Consider the following 25,547-nt stretch of genomic DNA (forward strand, 5'->3'; position numbering starts at 1 on the left):
GGGGGTGACAGGGGGTCAGGGGGCGGGCGGGGTGGCGAGGCGGAGGAGGGGTCCGGTGAGGGCGGGGGCGGAGAGGGTGGCGGTGAGGTCGCGCAGGAGGAGGGCGGCGGGGCCGTCGGGGCGTTCGTCGGCGAAGAACTCGCCTAGCAGGGAGGCGAGTTCGGGGTCGCGGGCGGCGGCGACGGTGAGGGCGGCGACGAGTTCCTGGACGAGGTGGAGCTGCAGGGTCTCGACCGGGACGGGCTTGTCGGTGAGCCAGTCCAGGGAGCTGATCTCGGCGTTGGCGATCCAGGCGCGGACGGTGCGGCGCAGGGTCGGGCTGGGGTCGGGGGCGCCGAGGTGCAGCAGGATCTGTTCCTGCGCGGCCCGCCGGACCTGGTCGATGACGGCGTCCGCGTCGGGGCTGGCGGCGACCGAGCCGCCGCGCAGCAGGGCGGTGAAGCCCGCCGCGTGGGACTGCACGAAGTCGAGGTAGCGGCCCATGACGCGGTGCAGGCGCTCGGAGAGCGGGCCCTCGCCGGGCTCCTCGAAGCGTCCGGCGAGTTCGTGTCCGGCCCGGCGCAGGGCCTCCTCGTACAGGGCCTGCTTGCCGGGGAAGTAGTGGTACACCAGCGGGCGGGAGGCGCCCGCGGCGGCGGCGATGTCGTCGATCGAGACGTCCTCGGGCGCGCGGTCCGAGAACAGCTGGAGCGCCACCGCGATGAGCTGTTCGCGGCGCTCGTCGACGCTCAGCCGCCGCCGGGGCGCGCGGGCGGTGGCGGGGGGCTGTTCCCCGGCGCGGGGGGCCGCGGACGGCGTGCGGGAGGCCATGCGGCCCACCCTAGTGCCGAGGGTGCGGGGACGGTGGTCAGGTGGTGGCGCGCAGTTCCAGGTAGCGGCGGTAGGCCTCGCGGCCGTCGGGGACGAACTCCCAGCTGTCGAGGCGTTCGGCGAGCTGTTCCTCGGTGAGCCAGTCGTACCAGGCGACCTCGGACTCCTGCGGGTGCACCGGCCCGTCCCACTCGGCCTCGTGGACGTCGGACCACCAGCTGTAGCGGTCGCCGTCGGTGTAGAGGAAGCGGAACAGCGGGCGGGTGCGGATGCCGGTGACGCCCAGCTCCTCCTCGGCCTCCCGGACGGCGGCCTCCGGGTAGCCCTCGCCCGCGCCGACCACGCCGCCGACGAAGCAGTCGTGGGCGCCGGGGGCGAACGCCTTGGTGTCGGTGCGGCGGTGGATGAAGATCCGGCCGCGCGGGTCGCGGACCAGGACGAAGACGCAGCGGTGGATCAGGCCGTCGCGGTAGACCTCGGAGCGGGGGGCGGTGCGCAGCACCCGGTCCTGTTCGTCGACCACGTCGAGGATCTCGTCGAGGTTGGTGGCGGGGCTGGTGGCGGGGTTCTCCATGGCGGCCATTGTGGCGTGCGGCGGCGCACCGCGGCGGCGTCGGGGCGGCGTCACCCGAAAGAGTTGGTATACGTAGTGGTTGGTCCGGGAATGAACCGGACGGACCGTCAGGAATCCTTCCGAGGAGCAGATTTGAAGAACCGCACCGTCGTCCTGTCCGTCGCTGCCGCCACGCTGGCCGCGCTCGCCACCGCGCTGCCCGCCGCGGCCGCGCCCGCCCCCGGGGCCAGGGCCGTCCGCTCCGGCCTGGACTGCACCACCTGGATCCACAACAACGACCCGCTGTACGGAGGCGTCGACTGCACCAACAACACCGGCGGCCCGATCACCTTCCACGCCGACATCGTCTGCGGCTGGGCGCCGGACGTCACGGGCAACTCGGTGACCGCCTGGCCGGGCCAGACCCAGGAGTCCTCCGGCCACTGCGCGATCTACTCCTCCGGCATCGGCCACATCGGGTGGACGGTGGAGTGACGGCCCGCAGTGTTTAGGGTGGCGGGGTGGAGATCCAACAGGTCCAGGGGTACGTGGCGGACGGGTTCGAGCCGGTCCGGGAGGCCTTCGCGGGCAACTTCCGGCAGTACGGGGAGCTCGGTGCGGCCTTCGCGCTGTACCTGGACGGGCGGCGGGTGGTCGACCTGTGGGGCGGCGACGCGCGCCCGGAGGTCGGTGCCCGGCCCGCCCCGGCGGTCGGCTGGGCGGAGGGGACGGCGCAGGTGCTGCGCTCCGTCACCAAGGGGCTGACCGCCTCCGTCGCCCTGCACCTCGCGCAGCGCGGGCTGCTCGACCTGGACGCGCCGGTGGCCTCGTACTGGCCGGAGTTCGCGCAGGCCGGGAAGGGCCGCGTCCCGGTGCGCTGGCTGCTCTCGCACCAGGCCGGGCTGCCCGCGCTGGACGTGCCGCTGCGGATCGAGGACGTGCTGGCCTGGGAGCCCGCGGCCGCGGCCGTGGCCGCCCAGGCCCCCGCCTGGGAGCCCGGCACCGCGCACGGGTACCACCCGCTGACCTTCGGCTGGCTGGTCGGCGAGGTGGTCCGGCGGGCCGGGGGCCGCAGCGTGGGGCGGTACTTCGCGGAGGAGATCGCCGCCCCGCTCGGCCTGGACCTGTGGATCGGCCTGCCCGCCACCGCGGCCGGACGGGTCGGCCGACTGGTCGACCTGCCCGCCCCGGAGGCCGCCCGGCTCGGGCCGGGCGGGATGCGGATGCGTCCCAAGCAGTCCGTGCTGGACGCCTACCGGGACCCGCGCTCGCTGACCGCCCGCTCGTTCGGCTCGGTGCGCAGCAGCGTCGACCTGAACGACCCGGCGGTGCAGGCCGTCGAGGTGCCCGGCGCGGGCGGGATCGGCACCGCCCGCTCGCTGGCCCGGTTCTACGCCGCGCTGATCGGCGCCGCCGACCGCACCGACGCGCCCGGCGGGCGGCTGCCCGCGCTGTTCGACCGCGGCACGCTGGCCGAGGCGGCCGGCCCCTCGGTGCAGGGGCCGGACCGGGTGCTGATCGTCAACACCGCCTTCGGCCAGGGCTTCTTCCGGCACGGCGGCACCTCGCCGATGGCCTCCCCGGCGAGCTTCGGCCACCCCGGCCGGGGCGGCTCGCTCGGCTTCGCCGACCCGGAGCTGGGCATCGGCTTCGGCTACGTCACCAACGGCATGCAGCCGGGCGTCACCGGGGACGTCCGCTCCCGGGCGCTGATCGCCGCCGTCCGGCAGTGCCTGGCGGCGCGCGGCTGAACCGGGCCGCGACGGGCCGCGACGGGCCGCGACCGGGCCGTGCCGGGAGCGGAGGGGGCGGAGGGGCGTCAGGCCTGGCCGGTCTCGAAGCGGCTGACCCGGCCGTCCGGGGCGACCGTGAAGCGCCAGGCGGTGCGCATCTCGCCCCAGGTGTCGTTGCGGTAGTCGGCGACCAGGGCGCGGCCGCCGGACTTCTCGGTCTGCACCTCGATGTGCCCGTGCGAGGAGAAGATCTCCCGGTCGACCCAGTCCGCCAGGTCGCGCTCGGAGCCGTCGTCGGACATCGTGGCGTCCTCGGTCAGGGCGGCGAAGAAGGCGTCCCGGTTGCCGGAGTTGACGGCGTCCAGCAGGCGGCGGACGGCCGGGTCGGAGAGCTTGTCGACGGCGATGGTCATGGCGGGTGGACTCCTCGGCGGGGTCGGACGGGCGCCGGGCGGGTGCCGGGCGCGGGCGTCGGACGGATCGGTGCTTCGACGGGACCACGGGCGGCCGCGGTCCGCCAGCCGCCGTGGGCCACCCGGAGCCCGTCCGGGCGCTGCGTGGCGGACCCGGCTCCCGGAGAACCGTGTGTTTTGATCCCGGAATGAGGGATTCGTGCACGGAAGGGAGCCCCTGATGGGACCGGCCGAACTGCTCGTCCTGACCTTTCCCGAGGCGACCGTCAGCGTCGAGGCGGCCACCGCCCTGGTCCGGCTGCGCACCGCGGCCGGGGTCCGGGTGATCGACTCGCTGGTGGTGCTCCGGGACGCCGAGGGCGATGCCACCTACGCGGAGCTCGCCGACCTGGAGCACCTGCGGGGCGTCGCGGGGCTGGACGGCGACGAGCTGCCGCTGATCGGGCCGGAGGACGCCCAGGAGGCCGCCGAACTGCTGGAGCCCGGCAGCACGGCGCTGATCGTGCTGATCGAGCACCTGTGGGCCGAGGAGGCGGCCGCGGCGCTGCGCGCGGCCGGCGGCCGGATCGCCTCCGGGGTGCGCATTCCGCCGGAGAACATCGAAGAGGCCGTCCGCGCCGCCGAGGCGCGCGTCGCGGCGGGAGAGTGAGGGCGGCGTGTTCCGACCGATGAGGCCGATCCGGCCGGTCCGGGTGGTCCGCCCGGTGGGGCGTCCGCTCGCCCGCGGGCTGCTGGTGGGCGGCGCCGCGTACGCGGCGGGCCGGGCCGGGGCCCGCCGGGCCGCCGCGGAGCAGGGCCAGGACCAGGCGATCGCCGAACTGCAGGCCGGGCAGCAGCAGGCCGCCCAGCAGCCGGTCTACGCCCCGCCGCCGGCCGCCCCGGCGCCGGTCCAGGCAGCTCCGGCCGCCGCGCCCGCCGCGGGCGGCGAGGACGTGGCGAGCAAGTTGACGCAGCTGGCGCAGCTGGTGCAGCAGGGGCTGCTCACCCCGGAGGAGTTCGCGGCGGCGAAGGCCAGGCTGCTGTCCTGAGGGGCGGGCGGCAGGAGGAGCGGGACGGCCCGTCGGGGCCGGTCGTCACCACAGTTGGTCCCACCACCAGGCGATCTCGGGGTAGGGCGGCGGGGTGAGCCGGCCGTCGGCGGGCCGTTCGGCGCGTGCGGCGGCCGGGAGGCTGCCGGGGGTGCGATCGGTGTAGCGGGCGGAGGTGAAGCCCCACTCCAGGTTGCCGCTCACCAGGTTGGACAACTGCGTGATGTAGCGCTGCAGTTCGGCCCCGGCGCGGCGGGAGGTGCGGTCGGCGAGGCGGAGGAACAGGCACATGGTGCGGTCGTGCAGGGCGGCGGCCTCCAGCAGCGCCTGCTCCTGGGAGCAGCCCAGGTGGCGCTGGAGCGCGTCCACGATGTTGCTCTCCAGGGCGCCGTGGCCGTCCTCGCGGCGGAAGGAGTAGACGTCGGCCGCGACCAGCACCAGGAACTTGGCGGCCTCGGTGAGCGCGTGCACCCGGGGGGAGTCCAGCTGGGACTGCGGGATGGCGGTGCGCTCGCAGACCTCGATGAGCTCGATGCAGGAGCGGCTGCCGCGGTCCAGCGGGCCGATCGTCAGGTACTCGGAGAGCGTCATCGACCGGCGTTCGGCGCGGTAGGCGACGATGGTGGCGGCGCCCATGAAGGACTCCAGCTGGCTGTCCGCCCAGCGCTTGACGGAGAGCGCGGGAGCCCAGGCGCGGGCCCGGCTGAACACGTCGCGGACGGAGGCGACGTAGCGGTCGGCCTCACCCGGGTGCGAGTTCGAAGAATTGATAACAGCGAGTAGCGTGGCTGCTATGGTGAGTACACGGGCGGGGTCCCGGCTGAGTCGGCCGGTGTCCCACTCGTCGTCCAGGGTGAGCATGCTGCAGAGCCACTGAGAGGCGAGCTCCAGCCCCGTGGTGCCCTCGGCGTCCCGGGCGATCCGGCAGACGAACTCGTGCGCGCCGATGGCCAGTAGGCGGCTGCGGCGTTCGACGTCCTCGGCGAACCCCATGGCGTCGAGCCAGAGTTCGGTGCTCTTGCCGACGGCCTCGTGATCCGGGTGCAGGCTGGACGGAATGGGGCAGAAGAGTCGGGGTATTGCAGCCAACGTGTCTCCAGAGCAGCCTGTTGCCGGTGCGGCGCGAATCCAAGAGGCGCGGACTCGGGCGATGGTCTTCCCCCGCGAAGATCCACTACACCCTTGTGGCTCGAAAGTTATCCGATCGGATCATCAGATGCCATGGCTCGTAAGGCATTTGCCCCGGGCAACGGTGTCTAACCCTGCGTCAGGCGCCCCTGCCTGCGCGAACGCCGCCCGCCCGGCCCGTCGCGGCGCTAAGGTCGGGAACGGAGTGCCGGACGGTGAGGCGGAGGGACGGGCGTGGCCGAGGAGCAGAACGGGCCGCAGGATCGGGCGGTCGGGGAAGGGCTGTGGGAGCGCGAGCAGGAACTGCGCTCCGCGCACCAGGCGGTGGACAAACTCTGCCGCGACTACGCCGCGGGCGGCCTGAGGATCGGCGAACTGCTGGTCTTCTTCGGCGCTCCGGGCATCGGCAAGACCTCCGTCCTGGAGCAGCTCCGCCGGATCGCCGGAGCCCGCCAGGACTCCACCGTGCTGTTCGCCCGCGGTAGCGAGCGCCAGCGCAAGGAGCCGTTCCGGGTGCTGCGGCAACTGCTGCTCCCGGTGCTCGGCGGCCTCGACGAGGACGAGCGCGAGGCGGTGTTCGGCAGCTGGCAGAACATCGTCGCCCCGGTCGTCGGCCTGGCCCCGCCGTCCGACGAGGTCGAACGCCCCGACCCGCAGAGCGTCCGCGACGGACTCGACTTCGTCATCACCCAACTCGCGCCCAGGCGCGCCCCCTTGGTGGTGATCGTCGACGACCTGCACGCCGTCGACCAGGAGTCGCTGACCTGGCTGGCGTCCTTCGCGCTGCGGGCCCGCGAACTGCCCGTGCTGCTGGTCTTCGCCTACCGCGACGAGTTCGAGGACGAGGCCCGCCCGCTCGCCGCGCAGATCCAGGAACGGGCCGCCCGCACCCACGAGTTGCTGCCGCTCAACCCGGTGTCGGTGGCCGCCATCGTGCAGGGCGAGTTCGCCGAGGCCGACGACGGCTTCTGCCGCCAGGTCTGGGCGGTCACCGCCGGGCGCCCCTACGACACCGTCGCGCTGCTGCGCGAGGTCCGCGACCAGAACCTCGAACCGGTCGAGGAGAACTCGCCCCGGCTGCGCGACCTGGCGGCCGCCGCCCGCGGCGAGGGGCGCGACTACTGGCTCGACAAGCTCGGCACCAACGTCCTGCGGTTCGCCTGGGCCGCGGCCCTGCTGGGCACCGAGATCAAGGAGGACGTGGCCGCCGCCATCTCCGGCCAGGGCCCGGTGCAGGCCGCCGAGTCCATCCAGGTGCTGCGCCGCAAGCGGGTCCTCACCAGCCAGCCCGACGGCAGGCTGGAGTTCGTCCACCCGCTGATCGCCACCTCGATCTACCAGTCGATCCCGCCCGCGGCCCGCACCGGCATGCACGGCCAGGCCGCCACCGTGATCGAGAACAGCGGCGGCTCGCTGATCGAGGCCGCCCGCCACCTGCTGGAGACCCACCCCGGCGAGGGCGACGACGTCATGGTGCGCAAACTGCGCCGCGCCGCCGCCGAGAACCACGCGATCGGCGCGCCCGAGGCCGCCCGCCGCTGTCTGGAGCGCGCCCTGAACGAGCCGCCGGACGAGGACGACTACGCCGCCGAGGTGCTGTACGAACTCGCCTGCGCCAGCCTGCTCACCGACCCCGAGGCCACCGCCAACCAGCTGCGCCGCGCCATCGACACGGAGGACGGCCTCAGCCCCGACCTGCGGGTCGAGGCGGTGTTCCGGCTCTCCGAGGTGATCGCCCACGGCGGCGACCTGGACGGGGCCGCCGCGCTCTGCCTGGACGAGTCCGAACACGCCCCCGAGGGCCCCGGCCGGCTCCGGCTGCTGGTCGCCCACCTGCTGTACACCGCCCTGCAGCGCGACGAGGAGGACGGGCCCGGGCGGGCCGCACGCGTCCGCCGGCTCGTCGCCGAGGTCGACCCGGAGAGCGAGGCCGCCCGGCCCGTCCGCGCCCTCTACGCCTGGGACCTCACCCTCCAGGGCGGCAGCACCGCGGAGGCGCTGCGGGCCGCCGAGGACGCCCTGGTGGACGGCAGGCTGCCCGGCAGCCTCGGCTGGACCAACACCACCTGGAACTTCGAACTGCCCGCGCTGCTCGGCCTGTGCTTCGCCTACAACGACGAACTCGCCCGCGCCGAGAAGCTGTTCAGCTCCGCCATCCTGGAGTTCGAGATCGCCGGGTGGAGCGGCGGCCACCGCGGCTTCGCCTACTTCCTGATGGGCTACGCCCGGCTGCGCCGCGGATTCCTGCCGGAGGCCGAGGACTTCCTGCGCCGCGGCCTGCGGATCGCCGACCGGATGGGCGCCGACCTGCCGCTGACCTGGAACCTGGTCGGCGCGCTGATCGACACCCTGCTGGCCCGCGGCCGCGACCACGAGGCCTGGGAGACCGCGGTCAAGTACCGCTTCCTGCCGCCCTACCACCAGACCGCGCTGCTGCTGCCCGACGTGGCCACCATCTACGGCAAGCTGCTGATCTCGCGCGGCGAGCACGCGATGGCCGTCGAGGTGCTGGTGGAGACCGGCACCCGGCTGGACCGGCGCGGCTGGCGCTCCACCGTGCACGCCCCGTGGGCCGGGTACCTGGCGGTCGCGATGGCCCACCAGGACGTGGCGGCCGCCCGCAAGATCGGCGAGGACGCGGTGGAGCGGGCGCAGGAGTCCGGCTCGCCGTCGGCGATCGGCACCGCGCTGCGGCTGGCCGCCGAGGTCTGGGAGGGCGCGCACGCCGTCGAACTGCTCCAGGAGGCGGTCGGCCTGCTCGGCCGCTCCCCGGCGAGCTACGAGCACGCGCACGCCCTGGTCGACCTGGGCGCCGCGCTGGTGGGGGTCGGCCGCAGCCTGGAGGCCGCGGAGCACCTCTACCAGGGCATGGACCTGGCCAAGCACTGCGGCGCCGACGGGCTGGAGGCGCGGGCCCGCGAGGTGCTCTCCTCGGCCGGGCTGCAGCCCAACCGCCCGGCGGCCCCCGCCAAGGACAGCCTCAACCCGAACGAGCTCGCGGTCGCCCGGCTCGCGGCCCGGGCGCTGCCGCCGCAGCGGATCGCCGAGGAGCTGCGGCTCCCGCTGGGGCTCGTCAAGCAGCGCCTGGCGGCGGTCCACCGCAAGCTCGGCGCCGGCGCGGAGGGGCTCGCGGACGCGCTCGGATTGCTCCTCGACGACCCCGGGCAGGCTGACTGACGGCACGGCCGATCCGGTCGGCGCGCGGGGCGGGTCTCCGGCCCGCGCGCCGGGTCGGGCTACGCTGACCGGGCAGGAAGATCACCAACCGAGGAGCAGCCCCATGACCGCGCCGGCCGAGCCCACCGAGGTGCACCGGGCACCGTACGACCACTCCGGCGCCGGAATGGGGCTGGAGCGCTGGACGCTGCGGGCCGGGCCGGTCGAGGCGACGGTGGTCACCCTGGGCGCCGCGCTGCACACCCTCACCGCGCCGGACCGCTCCGGCACTCCCGCCCAACTGCTGCTCACCAGCGAGGACGTGGCCGCACTGCTCGGCCCGGCCAAGCACTACGGGGTCACCGTCGGGCGGTACGCCAACCGGATCGCGGGCAGCCGGATCACCGTCGACGGCGAGGACCACCAGCTGCTGCCCACCGGCAACGGCGTGACCCTGCACGGCGGCCCGGACTCGTTCGCGCACCGGGTGTGGGAGGCCGAGGAGGTCCCCGGCGGGGTGCGGATGCACCTGCACTCGCCGGACGGCGACCAGGGCTTCCCGGGCGCGCTGGACGTCTGGGTCGACTTCACCCTCACCGGCTCCGACCTGGTCATCTCCTACCGGGCGGTGACCAGCAGGCCGACGGTGCTCAACCTGACCAACCACGCCTACTTCAACCTGGCCGGGGAGGGCAGCGGCGACGTGCTCGGCCACCTGCTGACCGTCGACGCGGACGCGTACACCCCGGTCGACGAGCGGCAGATCCCGTACGGCCCGTACGAGCCGGTGGCGGGCACCCCGTTCGACTTCACCACCGCCCGGCCGATCGGCGAGCAGATCCACGACGGGCACCCGCAGCTGAAACTTTCACGCGGCTACGACCACAACTGGGTGCTGCGCGAGCGGCCCGCGGACGGGCCGCCGGTGCGGGCGGCGCTGCTGGCGGACCCGGGCAGCGGGCGGACGCTGGAGGTGCTGACCACCGAGCCGGGCATCCAGGTGTACACCGCGAACGGCTTCGACGGCGCGGTCACCGGGCCGTCCGGGGTGCCGTACGGCCCGTACGCCGGGGTGGCGCTGGAGACCCAGCACCACCCGGACTCGCCGCACCAGCCGTCGTACCCGTCGACCGAGCTGCGGCCGGGGCAGGAGTTCCGGTCCACCACCGTGCTGCGGCTGGGCACCGCCGGCTGACCCGCCCCTGATCGACGAGGCCCCCGGGAGCGCTGCTCCCGGGGGCCTCTGCGTGCCGGTCGACTGCAAGGAGTTTCCGCAAGGCGACGGATGGTCAAGACGCGCGGCGGCAACTCTAAGGACACGTGGACGTAACGATCCCCGTCGTCTTGCAGAAACTTGCTGCAAGGGCTTTCAGCAACGCTCGCCGCGCTGTTACGTTCCTGCTCAAGCCCGGCGGCCGCAACGGCGCAGTCGGCTTCGGACAGCCATTATGCGCCGTCCTCCTCCATCTCGGGCACCCCCACCTTTCTAGGAGTTTCCATGCGGCGTGGCATCGCGGCCTCCGCTCTCGTTGCGGCACTGGCGGTCACCATGGCGGCTTGCAGCAGCAGCGGCTCCGGCTCGGACGCCAAGGGCGACGGCGGACCGGTCACCATCACCTACTGGGACACCTCGAACGCCACCAACGAGGCTCCCAACTACCAGGAGCTGGTCAAGAAGTTCGAGGCCGCGAACCCGAACATCAAGGTCGACTTCGTCAACGTGCCGTTCGACACGGCGCAGAACAAGCTGCAGACCGCGATGGGCGCCAAGGGCGCGCCGGACGCCTTCCGCGCCGAGGTCGGCTGGACCTCCGCCTTCGCCAAGGCCGGCTACCTGGAGCCGCTGGACGGCACCCCCGCGCTGACCGACGCCTCCGTCTTCCAGCCCTCGCTGATCCAGCAGGCCAAGTACTCGGGCAAGACCTACGGCGTCCCGCTGGTCACCGACACCCTCGCCCTGATGTACAACAAGGAGCTCTTCGCCAAGGCCGGCATCACCGCCGCCCCCACCACCTGGGACGAGCTCAAGGCCGACGCCGCGCAGCTGAAGGAGAAGGCGGGCGTCGACGGCTTCTGGCTGAAGGCCGCCGACGGCTACTACGCCATGCCGTTCCTGTACGGCGAGGGCACCAACATGGTGGACGCCGCGGGCAAGAAGATCACCGTCAACTCGGCCGAGGCCGCCAAGGCCATCGAGACCTACAAGTCGATGTTCACCTCGCCCGGCACCGTGAAGGCCGACGTCACCACCGACGCCTACGCGCACATGATGGACGCCTTCAACAGCGGCAAGGTCGCGGCGATCATCCAGGGCCCGTGGGAGGTCACCAACGTCTACAAGGGCTCCGCGTTCGCCGACAAGAAGAACCTCGGCATCGCCGCCGTCCCGAACGGCTCCTCCGGCAAGGGCGGCGCCCCCACCGGCGGCCACAACGTCTCCGTCTACGCCGGCTCCGACAAGGCCCACAAGGAGGCCGCCGAGAAGCTCGCCGCGTTCCTGACCTCCGCCGAGAGCCAGAGCTTCCTCGCGCTGAAGAACGGCACCCTGCCCACCCGGACCGACGCCTACACCGCCGAGGTCAAGGCCAACCCGGGCATCGCGGACTTCCAGGCGATCCTGCCCTCCGCCCAGCCGCGCCCCGAACTGCCCGAGTACGCCTCGCTGTTCGGCTCCTTCGGCACCAACCTCGGCAAGATCGTCCAGGACCAGTCGGACATCAAGGCCGGCCTCGACGCCACCGCCACCGACTACGCGAAGCTCCTGCCGGACTTCAGCAAGTAACACGGATCGGCCGCCCGGCCCACACCTGACGGTGGGCCGGGCGGACCCCGTGGGGCCCGCAGCAGGCCCCCGTCAGACCCCCAGCAGTCGCCGAGGCAGGCGGCGGACCTCCCGGAGAAGGTGTCAACCCATGGCAGTTGCGGTCGCACAGCGCATCAGGCTGTCGTACTCGAAGTACTGGTACGCGTACGCGATGATCGCGCCGGTCGTGATCGTCCTCGGGGTGCTGGTCGGCTACCCGCTGGTCCGCGGCGTCTACCTGACCCTGACCAACGCCACCAGCCTCAACGTCGGCCGGCAGATCGGCGTCAACCACATCCCCGACAGCTTCGACTTCATCGGGCTGGACAACTACGCGGACGTGCTGTGGGGGCCGACCGCGTACGACCGCTTCTGGTCGCACTTCATCTGGACCGTCGCCTGGACCGCGATCTGCGTGGTCCTGCACTACGGCATCGGCCTGGGCCTGGCGCTGCTGCTCAACCGCAAGATGCGCGGCCGCGGCCTGTACCGGCTGGTGCTGATCCTGCCGTGGGCCGTGCCGACCTTCGTCACCGTCTTCTCCTGGCGGCTGATGCTCGCCGACGGCGGCGCCGTCAACGGGCTGCTCTCCTTCCTGCACCTGCCCGAACCCGCCTGGCTGTCCGACCCGCTGGCGCAGAAGGCCGCCGCGATCCTGGTCAACACCTGGGTCGGCGTGCCGTTCATGATGATCTCGCTGCTCGGCGGCCTCCAGTCGATCCCGCAGGAGCTGTACGAGGCCGCCGAGATGGACGGCGCCAGCCCCTGGCAGCGCTTCCGCCACGTCACCCTGCCCGGCCTGCGCACCGTCTCCTCGACCGTCGTGCTGCTCGGCGTGATCTGGACCTTCAACCAGTTCGCGGTCATCTTCCTGCTGTTCGGCTCCGGCGCCCCCGACGCGCAGATCCTGGTCACCTGGGCCTACCGCCTCGGCTTCGGCCAGCAGCCCTCCGACTACGCGCAGTCCGCGACCTACGGGATCCTGCTGCTGTCGATCCTGATCGTCTTCACCACCTTCTACCGCCGCTGGCTGGCCCGGAACGAGAAGGCCAACGGATGAGCCGCCAGACCGCCCCCCAGACCGAGGAACCCGACCAGGCAGGCAGCCCCATGACACTCACCGCCGACCGCCCCGCCGCCGAGACGGCCCCCGCCGAGCGCCCCGCCAAGGCCCGCCGCCGCGGCCAGTCCTCCCCGCTGGCCACCGTGCTCTCGCACGGCACGCTGATCGTCGCCAGCCTGGTCGCGCTGTTCCCGGTGCTGTACATCGCGTACATCTCGCTCGGGCCGGACGACAACGACTACCTGCACCCGGCGAAGATCTTCGACAAGATGACCTTCGCCAACTACACCAAGGTCATGAACGACACCGGGTTCTACACCTGGTTCGGCAACTCGGCGATCGTGGCCGGCGGCACCACCGTGATCGGCGTGCTGATCGCCGCCTCCACCGGCTACGCGGTCTCCCGGATGCGCTTCCCCGGCTACCGCCAGCTGATGTGGACCCTGCTGGTCACCCAGATGTTCCCGATCGCGGTGCTGATCGTCCCGATGTACTACATCCTGTCGAACCTCGGGATGCTGGACAGCTACACCGGCCTGATCCTGGTCTACTCGTCCACCACGGTGCCGTACTGCGCCTGGCTGCTCAAGGGCTACTTCGACACCATCCCGATGGAGATCGACGAGGCCGGCCGGGTCGACGGGCTCTCCCCGATCGGCACCTTCTGGCGGCTGATCCTGCCGCTGGCCCGCCCGGGCCTGGCGGTGGCCGCGTTCTACTCCTTCCTCACCGCCTGGGGCGAGGTCGCCTACGCCTCGACCTTCATGCTCTCGTCCGACAAGTACACGCTGGCGGTCGGCCTGTCCTCGTTCGTCAGCGAGCACGACCACCAGTGGCAGCTGATGGCCGCCACCTCGGTGCTCATCGCGCTCCCCGCCGCGGTCGTCTTCTACCTGGTGCAGCGCCACCTGGTCACCGGCCTGACGGCCGGTGCCGCGAAGTCCTGAACGTCCCGCCACCTCCCACGTCACTTCCACAGCCTCCAAGGGATGACTGTCCAATGACCCAGAACCTGGCCGACGCCTCCCGGCCCGCCGTTCCCGCCGCCGTTCCCGCCGCCCGGACGACTGCCGCGAACGACGCCGCCAGAGGCGGCTGGTGGCGGGACGCGGTCATCTACCAGGTGTACCCGCGCAGCTTCGCCGACGGCAACGGCGACGGCATGGGCGACCTGCCCGGCATCCGCGCCCGCCTGCCCTACCTGCGCGACCTGGGCGTGGACGCGGTGTGGCTCTCGCCGTTCTACGCCTCGCCGCAGGCCGACGCCGGGTACGACGTGGCCGACTACCGGGCCGTCGACCCGATGTTCGGCACCCTGCTGGACGCCGACGCGCTGATCCGCGACGCCCACGACCTGGGCCTGCGGATCATCGTCGACCTCGTCCCCAACCACTCCTCCGACCAGCACGAGTGGTTCCAGCGCGCGCTGCGCGAGGGCCCCGGCTCCCCGCTGCGCGAGCGCTACCACTTCCGCCCCGGCAAGGGCGAGGACGGCGAACTGCCGCCCAACGACTGGGAGTCCATCTTCGGCGGCCCGGCCTGGACCCGCACCGCGAACCCGGACGGCACCCCCGGCGACTGGTACCTGCACCTGTTCGCCCCCGAGCAGCCCGACTTCAACTGGGACAACCCGGCCGTCGCCGACGAGTTCCGCTCCATCCTGCGGTTCTGGCTCGACATGGGCGTCGACGGCTTCCGGATCGACGTCGCCCACGGCCTGGTCAAGGCCCCCGGCCTGCCCGACCTCGGCAGCCACGACCAGCTCAAGCTGCTCGGCAACGACGTCATGCCGTTCTTCGACCAGGACGGCGTGCACGCCATCTACCGCAGCTGGCGGCAGATCCTCGACGAGTACCCGGGCGCCCGGATCGGCGTCGCCGAGGCCTGGACCCCGACCGTCCAGCGCACCGCCAACTACGTCCGCCCCGACGAGCTGCACCAGGCGTTCAACTTCCAGTACCTGGGCACCGGTTGGGATGCCGAGGCGCTGCGCGAGGTGATCGACGTCTCGCTCGACTCGATGCGGCCCGTGCAGGCCCCCACCACCTGGGTGCTCTCCAACCACGACGTCACCCGGCACGCCACCCGGTTCGCCAACCCGCCCGGCCTGGGCACCCAGATCCGCACCGCCGGCGACCGCGTCCTCGGCCTGCGCCGGGCCCGCGCCGCGACCCTGCTGATGCTCGCGCTGCCCGGCTCCGCGTACATCTACCAGGGCGAGGAGCTCGGCCTGCCCGACGTCACCGACCTGCCCGACGAGGTCCGCCAGGACCCGTCCTTCTTCCGGCAGGCCGGGCAGGACGGCTTCCGCGACGGCTGCCGCGTCCCGATCCCGTGGTCCGGCACCGAGGCCCCGTACGGCTTCGGCCCGAACGCGGGCGGCCCCAGCTGGCTGCCGCAGCCCGCCGAGTGGGCCCGGCTGTCGGTGGAGGTCCAGACCGGTGACCCGACCTCCACGCTGGAGCTCTACCGCTCCGCGCTCGCCGTCCGCCGCGCCCAGCCCGCGCTCGGCGCCGGCACCGGCGTCGAGTGGCTGCCCGCCCCCGCGGGCGTGCTGGCCTTCCGGCGCGACTCGGCCGAAGGGTCGTTCGTGTGCACCGCGAACACCACCGGTGAGCCTGTCCTGATCCCCGCCCCCGGCCGTATGCTGCTGTCCTCCGCCGAGGCTGTCGAGACGGAGAACGGCGTCGAACTCCCGGCCGACAGCACCGCATGGTGGGCGGTCTGACGTGGTTGCAATAGGCTCTGGGATCGTGACTACGGCGCGACTCTCCGACATCGCGGCGCAGGCGGGGGTCAGCGAAGCCACCGTCAGCCGCGTACTCAACGGCAAAGCGGGCGTTTCCGCGACCACCAGGCAGACCGTGCTGGCCGCGCTCGACGTGCTCGGGTACGAGCGGCCCACCCGGCTGCGCCAGCGCAGCGCCGGGCTGATCGGCCTGATCACCCCGGAGCTCAGCAACCCGATCTTCCCCGCCCTGGCCCAGGTCATCGAACAGGTGCTCAGCCGGCACGGCTACACGCCGGTGCTGTGCACCCAGACCCCCGGCGGCTCCACCGAGGACGAACTCGTGGAGATGCTGGTCGAACGCGGCGTGGCCGGCATCGTGTTCGTCTCCGGACTGCACGCCGACACCACCGCCGACCACGACCGGTACGCCAAACTCACCGGCCGACAGGTGCCGTTCGTGCTGATCAACGGCTACAGCGAGAAGATCGCCGCGCCGTTCATCTCCCCGGACGACCGGGCCGCCATGCAGATGGCCGTCCAGCACCTGGTCGAACTCGGCCACGAGAAGATCGGCCTCGCGGTCGGCCAGAAGCGGTACGTGCCGGTGCTGCGCAAGATCGAGGGCTTCACCGCGGCCCTGCGGCAGTTCACCGGGCGCACCGCCGAACAGGCCGAGGAACTCGTCCACCACACCCTGTTCAGCGTCGAGGGCGGGCACGCCGCCGCCCAGGCGCTGCTCGACAAGGGGTGCACGGCGATCGTCTGCGGCTCCGACATGATGGCGCTCGGCGCGATCCGGGCGGTGCGCCAGCGCGGGCTGACGGTGCCGCAGGACGTCTCGGTGGTCGGCTTCGACGACTCGCCGTTGATAGCGTTCACCGAGCCGCCGCTGACCACCGTCCGCCAGCCGGTCGAGGCGATGGCCACCGCCGCCGTCGACGCCCTGCTGGAGGAGGTCGGCGGCAACCCGGCGCAGCGCTCGGAGTTCATGTTCCAGCCCGAGCTGGTGATGCGCGGCTCGACCGGCTCCGGCCCGCGCAAGGGCTGAGGCGGGTCCTGCTGCGACGGCCCCCGGGAGGAGCACCTCCCGGGGGCCGTCCGCTACGCGTAGAGCTGTTCGACGTCGCGGCGGTAGGCGGTGCCGACGGCCTGGCGGCGGACCTTCAGCGAGGGCGTCAGCAGGCCGCGCTCCTCGGTGAAGTCGCCCGCCACCACCCGCGCCCGGCGGATCGACTCGGCCCGCGAGACCGTCGCGTTGACGCCCCGGACCGCCTCGGCGAGCGCCGCCAGCACCGCCGGGTGCACCGGGACGGCGCTGCCGACCCGCACGCCGTCGGGGGCGGCCGCCGGGGTCGGCGGGTCCGTGGCGAGGAAGCGCTCCACCGCCTCGGCGTCCAGGGTGAGCAGCGCGCCCACGTACGGGCGGCCGTTGCCGACCACCAGGGCCTGGCTGACCAGCGGGTGGCCGCGCAGCCGGTCCTCCAGCGGGCCGGGGGAGACGTTCTTGCCGCCGGAGGTCACCAGGACCTCCTTCTTGCGGCCGGTGATCGTCAGGTAGCCGTCCTCGTCCAGCCGCCCCAGGTCACCGGTGGCGAACCAGTGCGGCCGGTGCGGCCGCGGCGCCCCCAACTCGTAGTAGCCGTCGAAGAGCTGACCGCCGGTCAGCAGCACCTCGCCGTCCTCGGCGATCCGCACCGCGCTGCCCGGCACCGGCTGCCCGACCGTGCCCGGGCGGGGCCGCAGCGGCGGGTTCACCGTGGACGGGCCGCTGCTCTCGGTCAGCCCGTAGCCCTCGTGCACCAGCACGCCCGCGCCCGCGAAGAACAGCAGCAGCTCCGGGTCGATCGAGGAGCCGCCGCTGATCGCGTACCGCACCCGGCCGCCCATCGCCGCCCGCACCCGCCGGTACACCAGCGCGTCGTACAGGCCGTGCGCCAGCCGCAGCGCGAGCGGCACCGGGCGGCCGCCCGCCAGCGCGGCCAGCTCGGCCCGGGCGTGGCGCACCGCCACCGCGGCCGCCCGGTCGAACACCTTCGCCGCGCCCCTGGCCTGCGCCTCGGCCCGGCCCAGCTGGTGGATCTTCTCGAACAGGTAGGGCACGCCCACCAGGAAGGTCGCGCCGAAGGAGGCCAGGTCCGGCCGCAGGTCGGCCGGTCTCAGGGACGGGCTGTGGCCGATCCGGACCCGCCCGTACACGCAGGTCACCTGGATCATCCGGCCCAGCACGTGCGCCAGCGGCAGGAACAGCAGGGTGCACGGCGCCCGGCCGGTCGCCTCCTCGAACACCGGCTCCAGCAGGGCGTGGCAGTTCGCGGCCTCGGTGAGGAAGTTGGCGTGGGTGAGCAGGCAGCCCTTGGGACGGCCGGTGGTGCCCGAGGTGTAGATCAGCGTCGCCTCGTCCGCCGGGCCCAGGGCCCGCCTGCGGCGGACCAGCTCCGCGGCGGGGACGGGGCGGCCGAGGGCGGTGAGCTCGTCGACGGCGCCCTCGTCCAGCCGCCACAGCGGCACCGTACCGCCGGTGCGGGCGATCGCCACCGTCAGCACCTCGGCGGTCCCGGCGTCCTCCGCGAGCGCCAGCACCGCCCCCGAGTCCCGGACGATCCACTCCGCCTGCTCCACCGAGGAGGTCGGGTACACCGGCACCACGCAGGCGCCGGCCGCCCAGGCGGCGAAGTCCAGCAGCGTCCACTCGTACCTGGTCCGCGACATCAGCACGATCCGCGCGCCGGGGCCGACCCCGACCGCGACCAGGCCGCGGGCCACCGCCGCGACCTGCTCGGCGAACTCCCGCGCCGTCACGTCCCGCCAGGAGCCGTCTGGCTGACGGCGGGTCAGCACCACCGCCTCCGGCGCGGCCTCCGCGTTGCGGAACGGCAGGTCGCCCAGGTTCCCGTCCTCGGGCGGCGGCACCAGGTACGCGGAGCGGGCCTCGACGACCCGCCCGCCGGCGCGGAGCACCTCGACGGGCGGGCGGGCGGCGCGGGCGGCACGGGCGAGGGGGTGTGCCATGAGCGAACTCCCTTGGGTGGGGTGGGGGTTCGCCCAGGCTAGGTACTCGCCGGTAAACTTACTAGACGGTAAGTTACTTGACAGTCGCGCGGGTCACGGACCCCTGACGGCCCCTCAGCCCTCTTCGACGGTCGGGGGCTTGGGCAGGAAGCGCTCGCCGTCGCGGGTGCCGCCCGCGCGGGCGACGGTGCGGCGGTCGGTGGAGAGGTAGTCGCGGACGACCAGTTCCACCGCGTCCTGGGGGTTGGTGGCGCCGACGCGCATCATCACTTCCAGGGCCAGGTCCGCGTCCAGCGTGATCGTCACTTTCGCCATGGTGCTGCTCCCCGGTCCGGTCGTCGAGCGTCGAGCCTTCTCCGGCCGAGGATAGGCCGCTGCCCCCGGGGCCGACCAGGGTCCCCGGGGGCAGCGGCGGTCGTGCTCGCGATCAGACGCGGCCCGCGAAGTCGGGGGCCCAGTTCGCGATGGTCTCGGTGCGGACGCCGGCCCGCGGGTTCGCGGCCTCGACGTACTTGCCGTCGCCCACGTACAGCGCGACGTGGTAGACGCCCGAGTTGGCGCCGTTGCTGGACCAGAACAGCAGGTCGCCCGGCTGCAGGCTGTCCAGCGAGACGCGGGTCGAGTAGTCCGCCTGGTCGGCGGCGACGCGCGGCAGGCTGATGCCGGCCTGGCGGAAGGCGGCCTGGGTCAGGCCCGAGCAGTCCCAGCCGCCGTTGCCGGTGCCGCCGTAGACGTACGCCTGGCCGACCTTGGACAGCGCGAAGTCGATCGCCGCGGCCTTGGAGCCGGTCGCCTTGGTGGCGGTGGTGGTGCTCGCGGTGGTGCTGCTCGCGGTGGTCGCGGTCTTCGCGGTGGTGGTGGTCGCGGTGCTCGCGCTGCCGGTGGAGGGCTTCGCGGCGGAGCGGCCGCTCTTCCAGGACGAGTCCTTGTACGAGGACGAGTCCTGGTGCGAGGACGAGGACTTGGCGGCCGGGGCGGACTGCTGCGCGGTGCTGCTGCCGCCGCCCAGCGAGAGCTGCTGACCCGGGTAGATCATGTCCGGGCCCTCGGTGAGGACCGAGCGGTTCAGGTCGTACAGCTTCTGCCAGCCGCCGTCCACGTGCTGGCTCTGCGCGATCGCGGACAGCCAGTCGCCCGCCGCGACGGTGTAGGTGCCGGCCGACTGGCTGTCGGCGGCCGGGGCGCTCTGCTCGGCCCGCGGCTGGGCCTGGGCCTGGGCCTGCGACTGCGACTTGCCCTGCGACCAGGAGCGCTGGGACTGGCCCTTGCTGCTGCCGGACTGGGACTGGGGCTGGGACTGGCTCTGGGACTGGCTCTGGGTCTGCGACTGCGAGGAGCTGCTGCTCGACGAGGACGAGGAGGACCCGGAGGTGTCGACCTGGGGGGCGGCGCCGCCCTTGGTCAGGCCGGCCTGGACGGAGCAGACGGGCCAGGCGCCGGGGCCCTGGACGGCCAGCACCTTCTCGGCGACGGCGATCTGCTGGTCCTTGGTGGCGAGGTCGGCGCGCGAGGCGTACGCGGTGCCGCCGAAGGCGGCCCAGGTGGAGGAGGTGAACTGGAGGCCACCGTAGAAGCCGTTGCCGGTGTTGATGGACCAGTTGCCGCTGGACTCGCACTGGGCGACCTTGTCCCAGGTCGCGACGGTGGCGGCGGAGGCGGTGCCGGTGGTCAGGCAGGGGATGGTGAGACCGATGCCGACGACGCCGGTGGTGGCGATCAGACGGCGGGCTCGCTTGGCGCTGATGGGCAGCATGAAGAAGCGTTCCTCTCCCACGCCTGCGAGGTGAGCTGTCGGATTCGGGCTGGAGTTGCCCGGCCGCGCGCACCGCGTGGTGCGCCCGGCTTCACCCCAAGCCCCGTACGGCCTCTCGGCCGCCCGGGGCGACTTACCTGGTTCCCCCGCCCCTGCCATGGTGCGTTGTGCATGAGCCGACCCACCCGGCGGCAGGACTCGGCGTTCCGGGTGAGCTGGGTCCGTGTGTCCACGAACGTGGGCAGGAGATTAAGCGGACTTAAGGAGAATTCGCAAATGCCTGTGATCGCCGCCACTGTGTGCGGAATTGGCGATCAAGGGATATCCGGCGAACTTCCCGGCCCGGGGCGGAGTCTGGCCGCACGTCAGGCGATAGGCGATCTTGCGCCCGGTTTGGTGCGTTATGCCGATCTGTGGGTGGATATTCGGCATATGCGGTGGTTCTGAAGGGGGTATTTGTCCCCTATTCCCGTTTGGTCCGGCCGGGCCGGGGCGGTCGAACGGCTGGCCGACGGTACGTCAGGATGCTTAAGCAAAAGGGAAGTTGCCGTTTTCCGGCGCCCGTTCTGCCTATGCTGCCCCCGACGACGCGGGGTCGCTGACCCCGGAAGGGCGGCCGAGGTGGAACAGCAGCGGAACGGCGAGCAGCAGCCGGGACGGCACCGGCGGCCGCTGGTCGGTCGGCGCAGGATGCTGACCTGGCTGGCGGTCGGAACGGTGACGGCGCTCGGCGGGGGAGTCGTGCTGCGGCAGTCCCTGGCCGGGGCCGACGAGCCCCCCGCCCCGCCCGGCCCCGGCACCCCGCCGTCGGGCCACCGGCACGGCACCGGCGCCCCGCCGCCCGCCTCCGGCAGCCCGCGGCCCGCCGCGCCGCCCCCGCCGGTCGACCAGCACGGCCGCAAGTGGTCGGACGCCAAGGGCTGGGGCGGCGAGGTGCCCGGCCCCGGCAGCGCGGTGCGGATCACCGACAAGGTGGTGCTGGACACCGACGCGCAGGTCGGCTCGCTGCTGGTGGAGGGGACCGGCTCGCTGGTGTTCGCCGCCGACCGGTCGCTGACCCTGGCCAGCACCGGGAACGTCGAGGTGCGCGGCACCCTGGCGCTCGCCCCCGACGGCGCGCACACCCACACCCTGCGCTTCCCCGGCATCGACGAGCGCCGCTTCGCCGGGGGCGGCATGACCGTCGTCGACACCGACACCGGCCTGTGGGTCACCGGCCAGGGCTACCTGCGCCTGGACGGCGCCCCCCGCACCGCCTGGACGCGCGCCGCCACCGCCCTGGGGCCCGGCGACACCACGATCAAGCTGGCCGCCGCCCCCGCGGGCTGGCGGGCGGGCGACGAACTCGCCGTCACCCCCACCGCGCCGCCCGACACCGAGGGCTTCTCCACCTCGTACGACCTGGTGACCGTCGAGCGGGTCGACGGCGCCACCGTCACCCTCACCGGGCCGCTGCGGCACGCCCACCCGCGGGTCGCGCTCGGCGGCGGCGCGACCTTCGGCGCCGAGGTGCTCAACCTCAGCCGCAACGTCCGCGTCGAGGGCACCGAGAGCGGGCGGGCGCACGTCCACCTCACCTCCAGCCGCCCGGCCGACGTCCGGCACGCCGCGCTGCGCTGGCTGGGGCCGCGCGGCAACGGCAAGGACAGCTGGAACGGGAAGCCCGTCACCGAACCGGTGCTCGGCCGGTACGGGCTGCACTTCCACATGCTGCTGGACACCTCGCGCGGCACCGTGGTCGAGGGCGTGGTCGTCCGCGACGCCGGCAGCCACGCCTTCGTGCCGCACGCCAGCCACGGCATCACCTTCCGCGGCTGCATCTCCCACGACACCTGGGAGGACGCGTACTGGTGGGACGGCCCGATCGACACCCGCACCCCGCAGGGCCCCTCCGACGACATCGCCTACGAGGGCTGCGTCGCCTCCCGCACCGTCTACGAGCCCAACCCGCGCGGCTACCGGCTCACCGGGTTCAGCCTCGGCGCCGGGACGGGCTCCTCGGCCCGGGACTGCGTGGCCGTCGGCGTCCAGGGCGCCACCGGTGCGTCCGGCTACGAGTGGCCGGAGACCAGCGAGGGCGTCTGGACCTTCGAGCGCTGCCTGGCGCACAACAACCTGGAGAACGGCGTCTTCGTCTGGCTCAACGCCGAGCACCACCACACCGTCACCCAGTACGCGGCCTACCACAACGGCGGCTGGGGCATCGAGCACGGCGCCTACCTGAACGACTTCGACTACACCGCCTCCGTGCTGTACGGCAACGCCGCGGGCGGCATCGCCGTGCACGCGCTCGGCCGCGACAAGGGCACCGTCTTCGACGGGCTGCTGATCGACGCCGCCGGGCAGTCCGACTACGCGGTCAGCACCCTCAAGCACCAGCTCGACGGCGAGCCCGTCACCCTCAGCCGCAGCCGGCTGACCGGCTACCGCAAGGCCGGGGTCGCGTTCCGGGCCACCGACGACGGCGAGCCCGACGACGTCGCCGTCCTGGACTGCGAGTTCGGCGGCCCGGACGGCACCGAACTGTGGCTCGACCCGGAGGCGCCCGAGCCCGAGCGGATCCTGTTCCGCAGGGCCGGGCAGGCGCAGACCCTCTCGCTCGGCAAGGGCGGCGGCGGGCAGGGGCTGGCGGGCACCCCGTGGAACGCGACCACCGCCCCCGCCGAGGCGCCCGGCCCGCCGCGGGCGGTCGCGCTGCCCGCGCTCGCCTTCACCGACAGCGCGCCGCGGACCGGGCGGGTCACGGCGGGCTGACCGGGGGCGGGCCACGGCGGGCTGAGCGGGCGGTAGGGCGGTAGGGCGGTAGGACGGGCCGAGCGGGCGGTACGGCGTGCCGGAGTGGGCAGTGCGGCGCGAGGTACGGCGCGGCGGGCTGTCGGGCCGTCGGGCCGTCGGGGAAAGCGCGACGGGCGGGAGCGCGTCGATTCGCTGCTCCTGCCCGTCGCGGTCCTCGGTCGGCGTCAGCGCGCCGCGTGCGCCCCCGGGGAGGTGCGCTGCTGCTCGGCGGCCGCCTCGGCGGCCTCCAGCTGCTCCTGGGTGGGCTCGGGGAGCGCCGCCAGGTAGGCGGAGGCGATCAGCTGGCCCACCGTCGGGTACGCGCCGATCGGGGCGGCGCTCGCGCAGCCGGTCTCCTCGGCGGCGGTGGCCAGCAGCTCGGGGTCGGCCTCCGGGCCGATCACCAGCGGGGCCAGCGCGGGGCGCTCGGAGCCGGTGGCCCGCAGGTGCGCCACGGCCGCGGCGACCGAGCCCGGCACGTCCAGCGCGGCCGGGACCACGGGGACCGCCAGCCGGGAGGCCAGCAGGACGCCGGTGATGCCGGCCGAGGCGGCCGCCTCCTCGCCGCCGACCGTGGTCAGCACCACGCCGTCGGCGGCGGTGGCGATGGCGAACAGCCGGGCCCGGTCGGCGCGGGCCAGCCCGGCCTCGGACAGCCGCACGTGCACGGCCTCGGCCAGCAGCGGGTGCGGCCCCAGCGGGTCCAGCACCCGGGCGCCGGTCTCGGCGGCCAGCTTGTGCAGTTCGGGCAGGAAGTCGTGCGGCCCGGGGACCAGCGGGACGACCACCGGCGCGGGCCGGCCCGCCTCGGCGGCCGCCGCCAGCAGTTCGGCCACCGTCGGCGCGTCCTCACCGCCCAGGTAGGCCGCCGTCACCTCGATGCCCGACTGCTCGGTGCGAACGATGGACAGCAGCTCCTCGACGACCGGACGGCTGTCCGGCCCGGCGACAGCCGGGATCGCCAGCACCAGGGCGGGCGAACCGGCCATGATCTCGGGGCGCTCGGGACGGCGGTGGCGCCCCCGCGCGCGGGAGCCTGGCGTACGGACGGGCAGTGGCGCGCCCGGGATGGCTGCGGTGCTCATGGGGCAGATCGTAGGACATGACCCCGCGCGCGTTGCAGTCGGATGCCGACAGCGGGCCGCTTTCAGTCGGGAAGTGACAGTCATCACAGTGCGAATCGTGACTGCCTGTGAGCCGCGTTGTAGGAGGTGATGATCGACAACGCGCTGACGGCTGTGTGCGGACGGTCATGGAGTGACTGGCGTTTCGCCCGGATGCGTCCGCTTACGCACCGTCAATTACGCTGCTGTGAAGGCTTGGTGTCGGCATCAGCACGTTCCTCTGCACGGGAAATTTCCCATGCTGATGCACGTGCAGGCGAGCTATCATCACGTCAAGTGAGGCATTCGCCAGGCTCTGGGGAGAAAACAATGCGTGAGGCGTACAACGGCATGGCGGCGACGGACCTGGACGGGGTGGTCTGGCAGAAGAGCCGTCACAGCAACTCGAAGGGCAACTGCGTGGAGTTCGCCGCGCTGCCGAACGGCGACGTGGCGATGCGCAACTCGCGCTTCCCCGGGGGGCCCGCGCTCGTCTACACCCGGGCGGAGATCACCGCGATGCTGCTCGGCGTCAAGGACGGTGAGTTCGACCACCTGGGAGGCGCGGTCTGACGGTGCGTCAACTCCCGTTTGCTCGGGCCGTCGTGGGGTGGACCCGCGACGGCCTTCGTGCTGCTGCGGCGGCTGACTCCGCGTCAGGGTGGCATCGGAGCAGGGGCGTTGGCGGTGGGGTCGGCTTCCAGGGCGGGGCCGTGTCCGTGCCGGTTCCGCGTCCGTGCCGTGCCGTGCCGGGTCCGTGCCGAGTCCGCGTCCGTGCCGGGCCGGGGTCAGGCGGAGCGGCGGTGGCGGCCGGGGTTCGAGAGCTGCTCCGGGCCCGCCGGGACGGCCGTGCGCGTGTCGAACAGCGCCCAGACCACCTTGCCCGCGCCGGCCAGCGGGTGCCAGCCCCAGGAGCGGGAGAAGGAGTCGACCAGGTGCAGGCCGCGGCCGGACTCGGCCACGAAGTCGGCCTCCCGGGCGACCGGGCCCGAGCTGGACGGGTCACTGACCGCGCAGACCACCTGCGGGGAGCGGTGCACCAGGCTGATCCGGATCGGCAGCGCGTCGACCGGGGCCTGCGGGCTGCTCTGCGCCGGGACCCGGGACGGCTCGCTCTGGCCGAGCGCGTGCCGCAGCGCGTTGGTCACCAGCTCGGAGGCCACCAGGGCGACGTCGTCGAAGATCTCCTCCAGGCCCCAGCCGTCCAGCGTCCGCCGGGTGAACTCCCGCGCGGTGCGCACCGCTTCGAAGCGGGGAGCAAGGGTGCAGCTGACCACATGAGGGTCGGTCGCCAGGACCGTACCGGTGCTCATGAAGAGCTCCTCCCATAAGGGGGCGGACACGGCGGGACCCACCGGGGTCATGCCGGTCACCTCCGACTCGCTCGGCCGCCGGGCCGCCGGACCGACCCGTCCGCACACACAAGTACCCAGCGACGCGCGGGCGTTGCCGGGAGGGTGTGCGGATTCGCGCTTGGGGTCGACGCGGA

23 protein-coding genes and 1 riboswitch are annotated in these 25,547 nt (G+C 73.4%); of the genes, 14 read left to right on the plus strand and 9 right to left on the minus strand.

Going from position 1 to position 25,547, the window contains the following annotated elements; translation table 11 throughout:
• Positions 1 to 15: 15 nt before the first annotated feature.
• Together OO57_RS28080 and OO57_RS28085 are read right to left on the minus strand one after the other, a co-directional pair.
• Positions 16 to 810, minus strand: coding sequence for a TetR/AcrR family transcriptional regulator (locus tag OO57_RS28080; RefSeq protein ID WP_106974128.1), 795 nt, complete (start codon positions 808 to 810; stop codon positions 16 to 18).
• 37 nt (positions 811 to 847) lie between these two features.
• Positions 848 to 1,393 (minus strand): NUDIX hydrolase, encoded by a 546-nt coding sequence (locus OO57_RS28085; protein WP_081974019.1) that lies wholly within the window; start codon positions 1,391 to 1,393, stop codon positions 848 to 850.
• Positions 1,394 to 1,516: 123 nt separating this feature from the next.
• Between OO57_RS28085 and OO57_RS28090 the strand changes: the two genes are divergently transcribed.
• The gene (locus tag OO57_RS28090) at positions 1,517 to 1,858 is read left to right on the plus strand and encodes a hypothetical protein (RefSeq protein ID WP_033255491.1); all 342 of its coding nucleotides are present in this window, start codon (positions 1,517 to 1,519) and stop codon (positions 1,856 to 1,858) included.
• A 32-nt stretch (positions 1,859 to 1,890) separates the two neighbouring features.
• Entirely contained in the window at positions 1,891 to 3,114 is a 1,224-nt protein-coding gene (locus tag OO57_RS28095) for a serine hydrolase domain-containing protein (RefSeq protein ID WP_106974129.1), read from the plus strand.
• 68 nt (positions 3,115 to 3,182) lie between these two features.
• Here OO57_RS28095 and OO57_RS28100 read toward each other — a convergent pair whose 3' ends face one another.
• Complete coding sequence (locus OO57_RS28100; protein ID WP_033255493.1) at positions 3,183 to 3,509, minus strand: hypothetical protein; 327 nt, start codon at positions 3,507 to 3,509, stop codon at positions 3,183 to 3,185.
• A gap of 220 nt (positions 3,510 to 3,729) precedes the next feature.
• On the opposite strand from OO57_RS28100, the gene OO57_RS28105 reads away from it, so the two are divergent.
• Positions 3,730 to 4,158 carry a DUF6325 family protein gene (locus OO57_RS28105; RefSeq protein ID WP_033255494.1) on the plus strand — a complete coding sequence of 143 codons (429 nt, stop codon included), beginning with the start codon at positions 3,730 to 3,732 and terminating at the stop codon, positions 4,156 to 4,158.
• 19 nt (positions 4,159 to 4,177) lie between these two features.
• A complete protein-coding gene (locus OO57_RS28110) occupies positions 4,178 to 4,537 on the plus strand; it encodes an SHOCT domain-containing protein (protein ID WP_051778336.1) in 360 nt (119 codons plus the stop codon).
• A 45-nt stretch (positions 4,538 to 4,582) separates the two neighbouring features.
• On the opposite strand, the gene OO57_RS28115 is transcribed toward OO57_RS28110, so the two are convergent.
• Positions 4,583 to 5,626 carry a terpene synthase family protein gene (locus OO57_RS28115; protein WP_158715251.1) on the minus strand — a complete coding sequence of 348 codons (1,044 nt, stop codon included), beginning with the start codon at positions 5,624 to 5,626 and terminating at the stop codon, positions 4,583 to 4,585.
• Between the two features lie 273 nt (positions 5,627 to 5,899).
• Here OO57_RS28115 and OO57_RS28120 point away from each other — a divergent pair, with 273 nt between their 5' ends.
• The 7 genes from OO57_RS28120 (at position 5,900) to OO57_RS28150 (ending at position 16,466) form a co-directional block, all read left to right on the plus strand.
• Entirely contained in the window at positions 5,900 to 8,842 is a 2,943-nt protein-coding gene (locus OO57_RS28120) for an ATP-binding protein (RefSeq protein ID WP_051778337.1), read from the plus strand.
• Positions 8,843 to 8,945: 103 nt separating this feature from the next.
• Positions 8,946 to 10,016, plus strand: coding sequence for an aldose epimerase family protein (locus tag OO57_RS28125; RefSeq protein ID WP_081974020.1), 1,071 nt, complete (start codon positions 8,946 to 8,948; stop codon positions 10,014 to 10,016).
• A 303-nt stretch (positions 10,017 to 10,319) separates the two neighbouring features.
• Positions 10,320 to 11,603 carry an extracellular solute-binding protein gene (locus OO57_RS28130; protein WP_033255496.1) on the plus strand — a complete coding sequence of 428 codons (1,284 nt, stop codon included), beginning with the start codon at positions 10,320 to 10,322 and terminating at the stop codon, positions 11,601 to 11,603.
• 130 nt (positions 11,604 to 11,733) lie between these two features.
• Positions 11,734 to 12,684 carry a carbohydrate ABC transporter permease gene (locus tag OO57_RS28135; protein ID WP_033255497.1) on the plus strand — a complete coding sequence of 317 codons (951 nt, stop codon included), beginning with the start codon at positions 11,734 to 11,736 and terminating at the stop codon, positions 12,682 to 12,684.
• Positions 12,681 to 13,634, plus strand: a complete 954-nt coding sequence (locus OO57_RS28140) for a sugar ABC transporter permease (RefSeq protein WP_033255498.1) — start codon at positions 12,681 to 12,683, stop codon at positions 13,632 to 13,634. Before OO57_RS28135 ends, OO57_RS28140 begins: the two co-directional genes overlap by 4 nt.
• A gap of 53 nt (positions 13,635 to 13,687) precedes the next feature.
• Complete coding sequence (locus OO57_RS28145; protein ID WP_051778338.1) at positions 13,688 to 15,415, plus strand: glycoside hydrolase family 13 protein; 1,728 nt, start codon at positions 13,688 to 13,690, stop codon at positions 15,413 to 15,415.
• A 25-nt stretch (positions 15,416 to 15,440) separates the two neighbouring features.
• On the plus strand, positions 15,441 to 16,466 hold the full coding sequence (locus OO57_RS28150) for a LacI family DNA-binding transcriptional regulator (protein ID WP_199811345.1): 1,026 nt from the start codon (positions 15,441 to 15,443) through the stop codon (positions 16,464 to 16,466).
• Between the two features lie 53 nt (positions 16,467 to 16,519).
• Here OO57_RS28150 and OO57_RS28155 read toward each other — a convergent pair whose 3' ends face one another.
• The 3 genes from OO57_RS28155 to OO57_RS46050 form a co-directional block, all read right to left on the minus strand.
• The gene (locus OO57_RS28155; RefSeq protein WP_033255500.1) at positions 16,520 to 18,427 is read right to left on the minus strand and encodes an AMP-dependent synthetase/ligase; all 1,908 of its coding nucleotides are present in this window, start codon (positions 18,425 to 18,427) and stop codon (positions 16,520 to 16,522) included.
• Positions 18,428 to 18,541: 114 nt separating this feature from the next.
• On the minus strand, positions 18,542 to 18,742 hold the full coding sequence (locus tag OO57_RS28160) for a hypothetical protein (protein WP_033255501.1): 201 nt from the start codon (positions 18,740 to 18,742) through the stop codon (positions 18,542 to 18,544).
• Positions 18,743 to 18,854: 112 nt separating this feature from the next.
• A complete protein-coding gene (locus OO57_RS46050) occupies positions 18,855 to 20,180 on the minus strand; it encodes a transglycosylase family protein (RefSeq protein ID WP_063737660.1) in 1,326 nt (441 codons plus the stop codon).
• 5 nt (positions 20,181 to 20,185) lie between these two features.
• Positions 20,186 to 20,355, minus strand: a riboswitch (cyclic di-AMP (ydaO/yuaA leader).
• A gap of 101 nt (positions 20,356 to 20,456) precedes the next feature.
• Between OO57_RS46050 and OO57_RS44180 the strand changes: the two genes are divergently transcribed.
• Together OO57_RS44180 and OO57_RS28170 are read left to right on the plus strand one after the other, a co-directional pair.
• Positions 20,457 to 20,627, plus strand: coding sequence for a hypothetical protein (locus OO57_RS44180; protein WP_158715252.1), 171 nt, complete (start codon positions 20,457 to 20,459; stop codon positions 20,625 to 20,627).
• 174 nt (positions 20,628 to 20,801) lie between these two features.
• Positions 20,802 to 22,934, plus strand: a complete 2,133-nt coding sequence (locus tag OO57_RS28170) for a G8 domain-containing protein (RefSeq protein ID WP_033255502.1) — start codon at positions 20,802 to 20,804, stop codon at positions 22,932 to 22,934.
• A gap of 206 nt (positions 22,935 to 23,140) precedes the next feature.
• On the opposite strand, the gene OO57_RS28175 is transcribed toward OO57_RS28170, so the two are convergent.
• Entirely contained in the window at positions 23,141 to 24,040 is a 900-nt protein-coding gene (locus tag OO57_RS28175) for a hypothetical protein (protein WP_234337534.1), read from the minus strand.
• Positions 24,041 to 24,388: 348 nt separating this feature from the next.
• Between OO57_RS28175 and OO57_RS28180 the strand changes: the two genes are divergently transcribed.
• Positions 24,389 to 24,631 (plus strand): DUF397 domain-containing protein, encoded by a 243-nt coding sequence (locus OO57_RS28180; protein ID WP_033255503.1) that lies wholly within the window; start codon positions 24,389 to 24,391, stop codon positions 24,629 to 24,631.
• Between the two features lie 215 nt (positions 24,632 to 24,846).
• On the opposite strand, the gene OO57_RS28185 is transcribed toward OO57_RS28180, so the two are convergent.
• A complete protein-coding gene (locus OO57_RS28185; RefSeq protein ID WP_051778339.1) occupies positions 24,847 to 25,371 on the minus strand; it encodes an ATP-binding protein in 525 nt (174 codons plus the stop codon).
• Between the last annotated feature and the right edge of the window lie 176 nt (positions 25,372 to 25,547).

This window comes from Kitasatospora phosalacinea (assembly GCF_000717185.1).
In the GTDB taxonomy this organism is placed as follows: domain Bacteria; phylum Actinomycetota; class Actinomycetes; order Streptomycetales; family Streptomycetaceae; genus Kitasatospora; species Kitasatospora phosalacinea_A.

Coding starts and splice junctions, on each gene's coding strand:
- OO57_RS46050 (WP_063737660.1), bottom strand. CDS start 20,180: ATGCTGCCCATCAGCGCCAAGCGAGCCCGCCGTCTGATCGCCACCACC.
- OO57_RS28185 (WP_051778339.1), bottom strand. CDS start 25,371: ATGAGCACCGGTACGGTCCTGGCGACCGACCCTCATGTGGTCAGCTGC.
- OO57_RS28105 (WP_033255494.1), top strand. CDS start 3,730: ATGGGACCGGCCGAACTGCTCGTCCTGACCTTTCCCGAGGCGACCGTC.
- OO57_RS28085 (WP_081974019.1), bottom strand. CDS start 1,393: ATGGCCGCCATGGAGAACCCCGCCACCAGCCCCGCCACCAACCTCGAC.
- OO57_RS28155 (WP_033255500.1), bottom strand. CDS start 18,427: ATGGCACACCCCCTCGCCCGTGCCGCCCGCGCCGCCCGCCCGCCCGTC.
- OO57_RS28180 (WP_033255503.1), top strand. CDS start 24,389: ATGCGTGAGGCGTACAACGGCATGGCGGCGACGGACCTGGACGGGGTG.
- OO57_RS28100 (WP_033255493.1), bottom strand. CDS start 3,509: ATGACCATCGCCGTCGACAAGCTCTCCGACCCGGCCGTCCGCCGCCTG.
- OO57_RS28110 (WP_051778336.1), top strand. CDS start 4,178: ATGAGGCCGATCCGGCCGGTCCGGGTGGTCCGCCCGGTGGGGCGTCCG.
- OO57_RS28145 (WP_051778338.1), top strand. CDS start 13,688: ATGACCCAGAACCTGGCCGACGCCTCCCGGCCCGCCGTTCCCGCCGCC.
- OO57_RS28125 (WP_081974020.1), top strand. CDS start 8,946: ATGACCGCGCCGGCCGAGCCCACCGAGGTGCACCGGGCACCGTACGAC.
- OO57_RS28135 (WP_033255497.1), top strand. CDS start 11,734: ATGGCAGTTGCGGTCGCACAGCGCATCAGGCTGTCGTACTCGAAGTAC.
- OO57_RS28140 (WP_033255498.1), top strand. CDS start 12,681: ATGAGCCGCCAGACCGCCCCCCAGACCGAGGAACCCGACCAGGCAGGC.
- OO57_RS28160 (WP_033255501.1), bottom strand. CDS start 18,742: ATGGCGAAAGTGACGATCACGCTGGACGCGGACCTGGCCCTGGAAGTG.
- OO57_RS28175 (WP_234337534.1), bottom strand. CDS start 24,040: ATGAGCACCGCAGCCATCCCGGGCGCGCCACTGCCCGTCCGTACGCCA.
- OO57_RS28130 (WP_033255496.1), top strand. CDS start 10,320: ATGCGGCGTGGCATCGCGGCCTCCGCTCTCGTTGCGGCACTGGCGGTC.
- OO57_RS28080 (WP_106974128.1), bottom strand. CDS start 810: ATGGCCTCCCGCACGCCGTCCGCGGCCCCCCGCGCCGGGGAACAGCCC.
- OO57_RS44180 (WP_158715252.1), top strand. CDS start 20,457: ATGCCTGTGATCGCCGCCACTGTGTGCGGAATTGGCGATCAAGGGATA.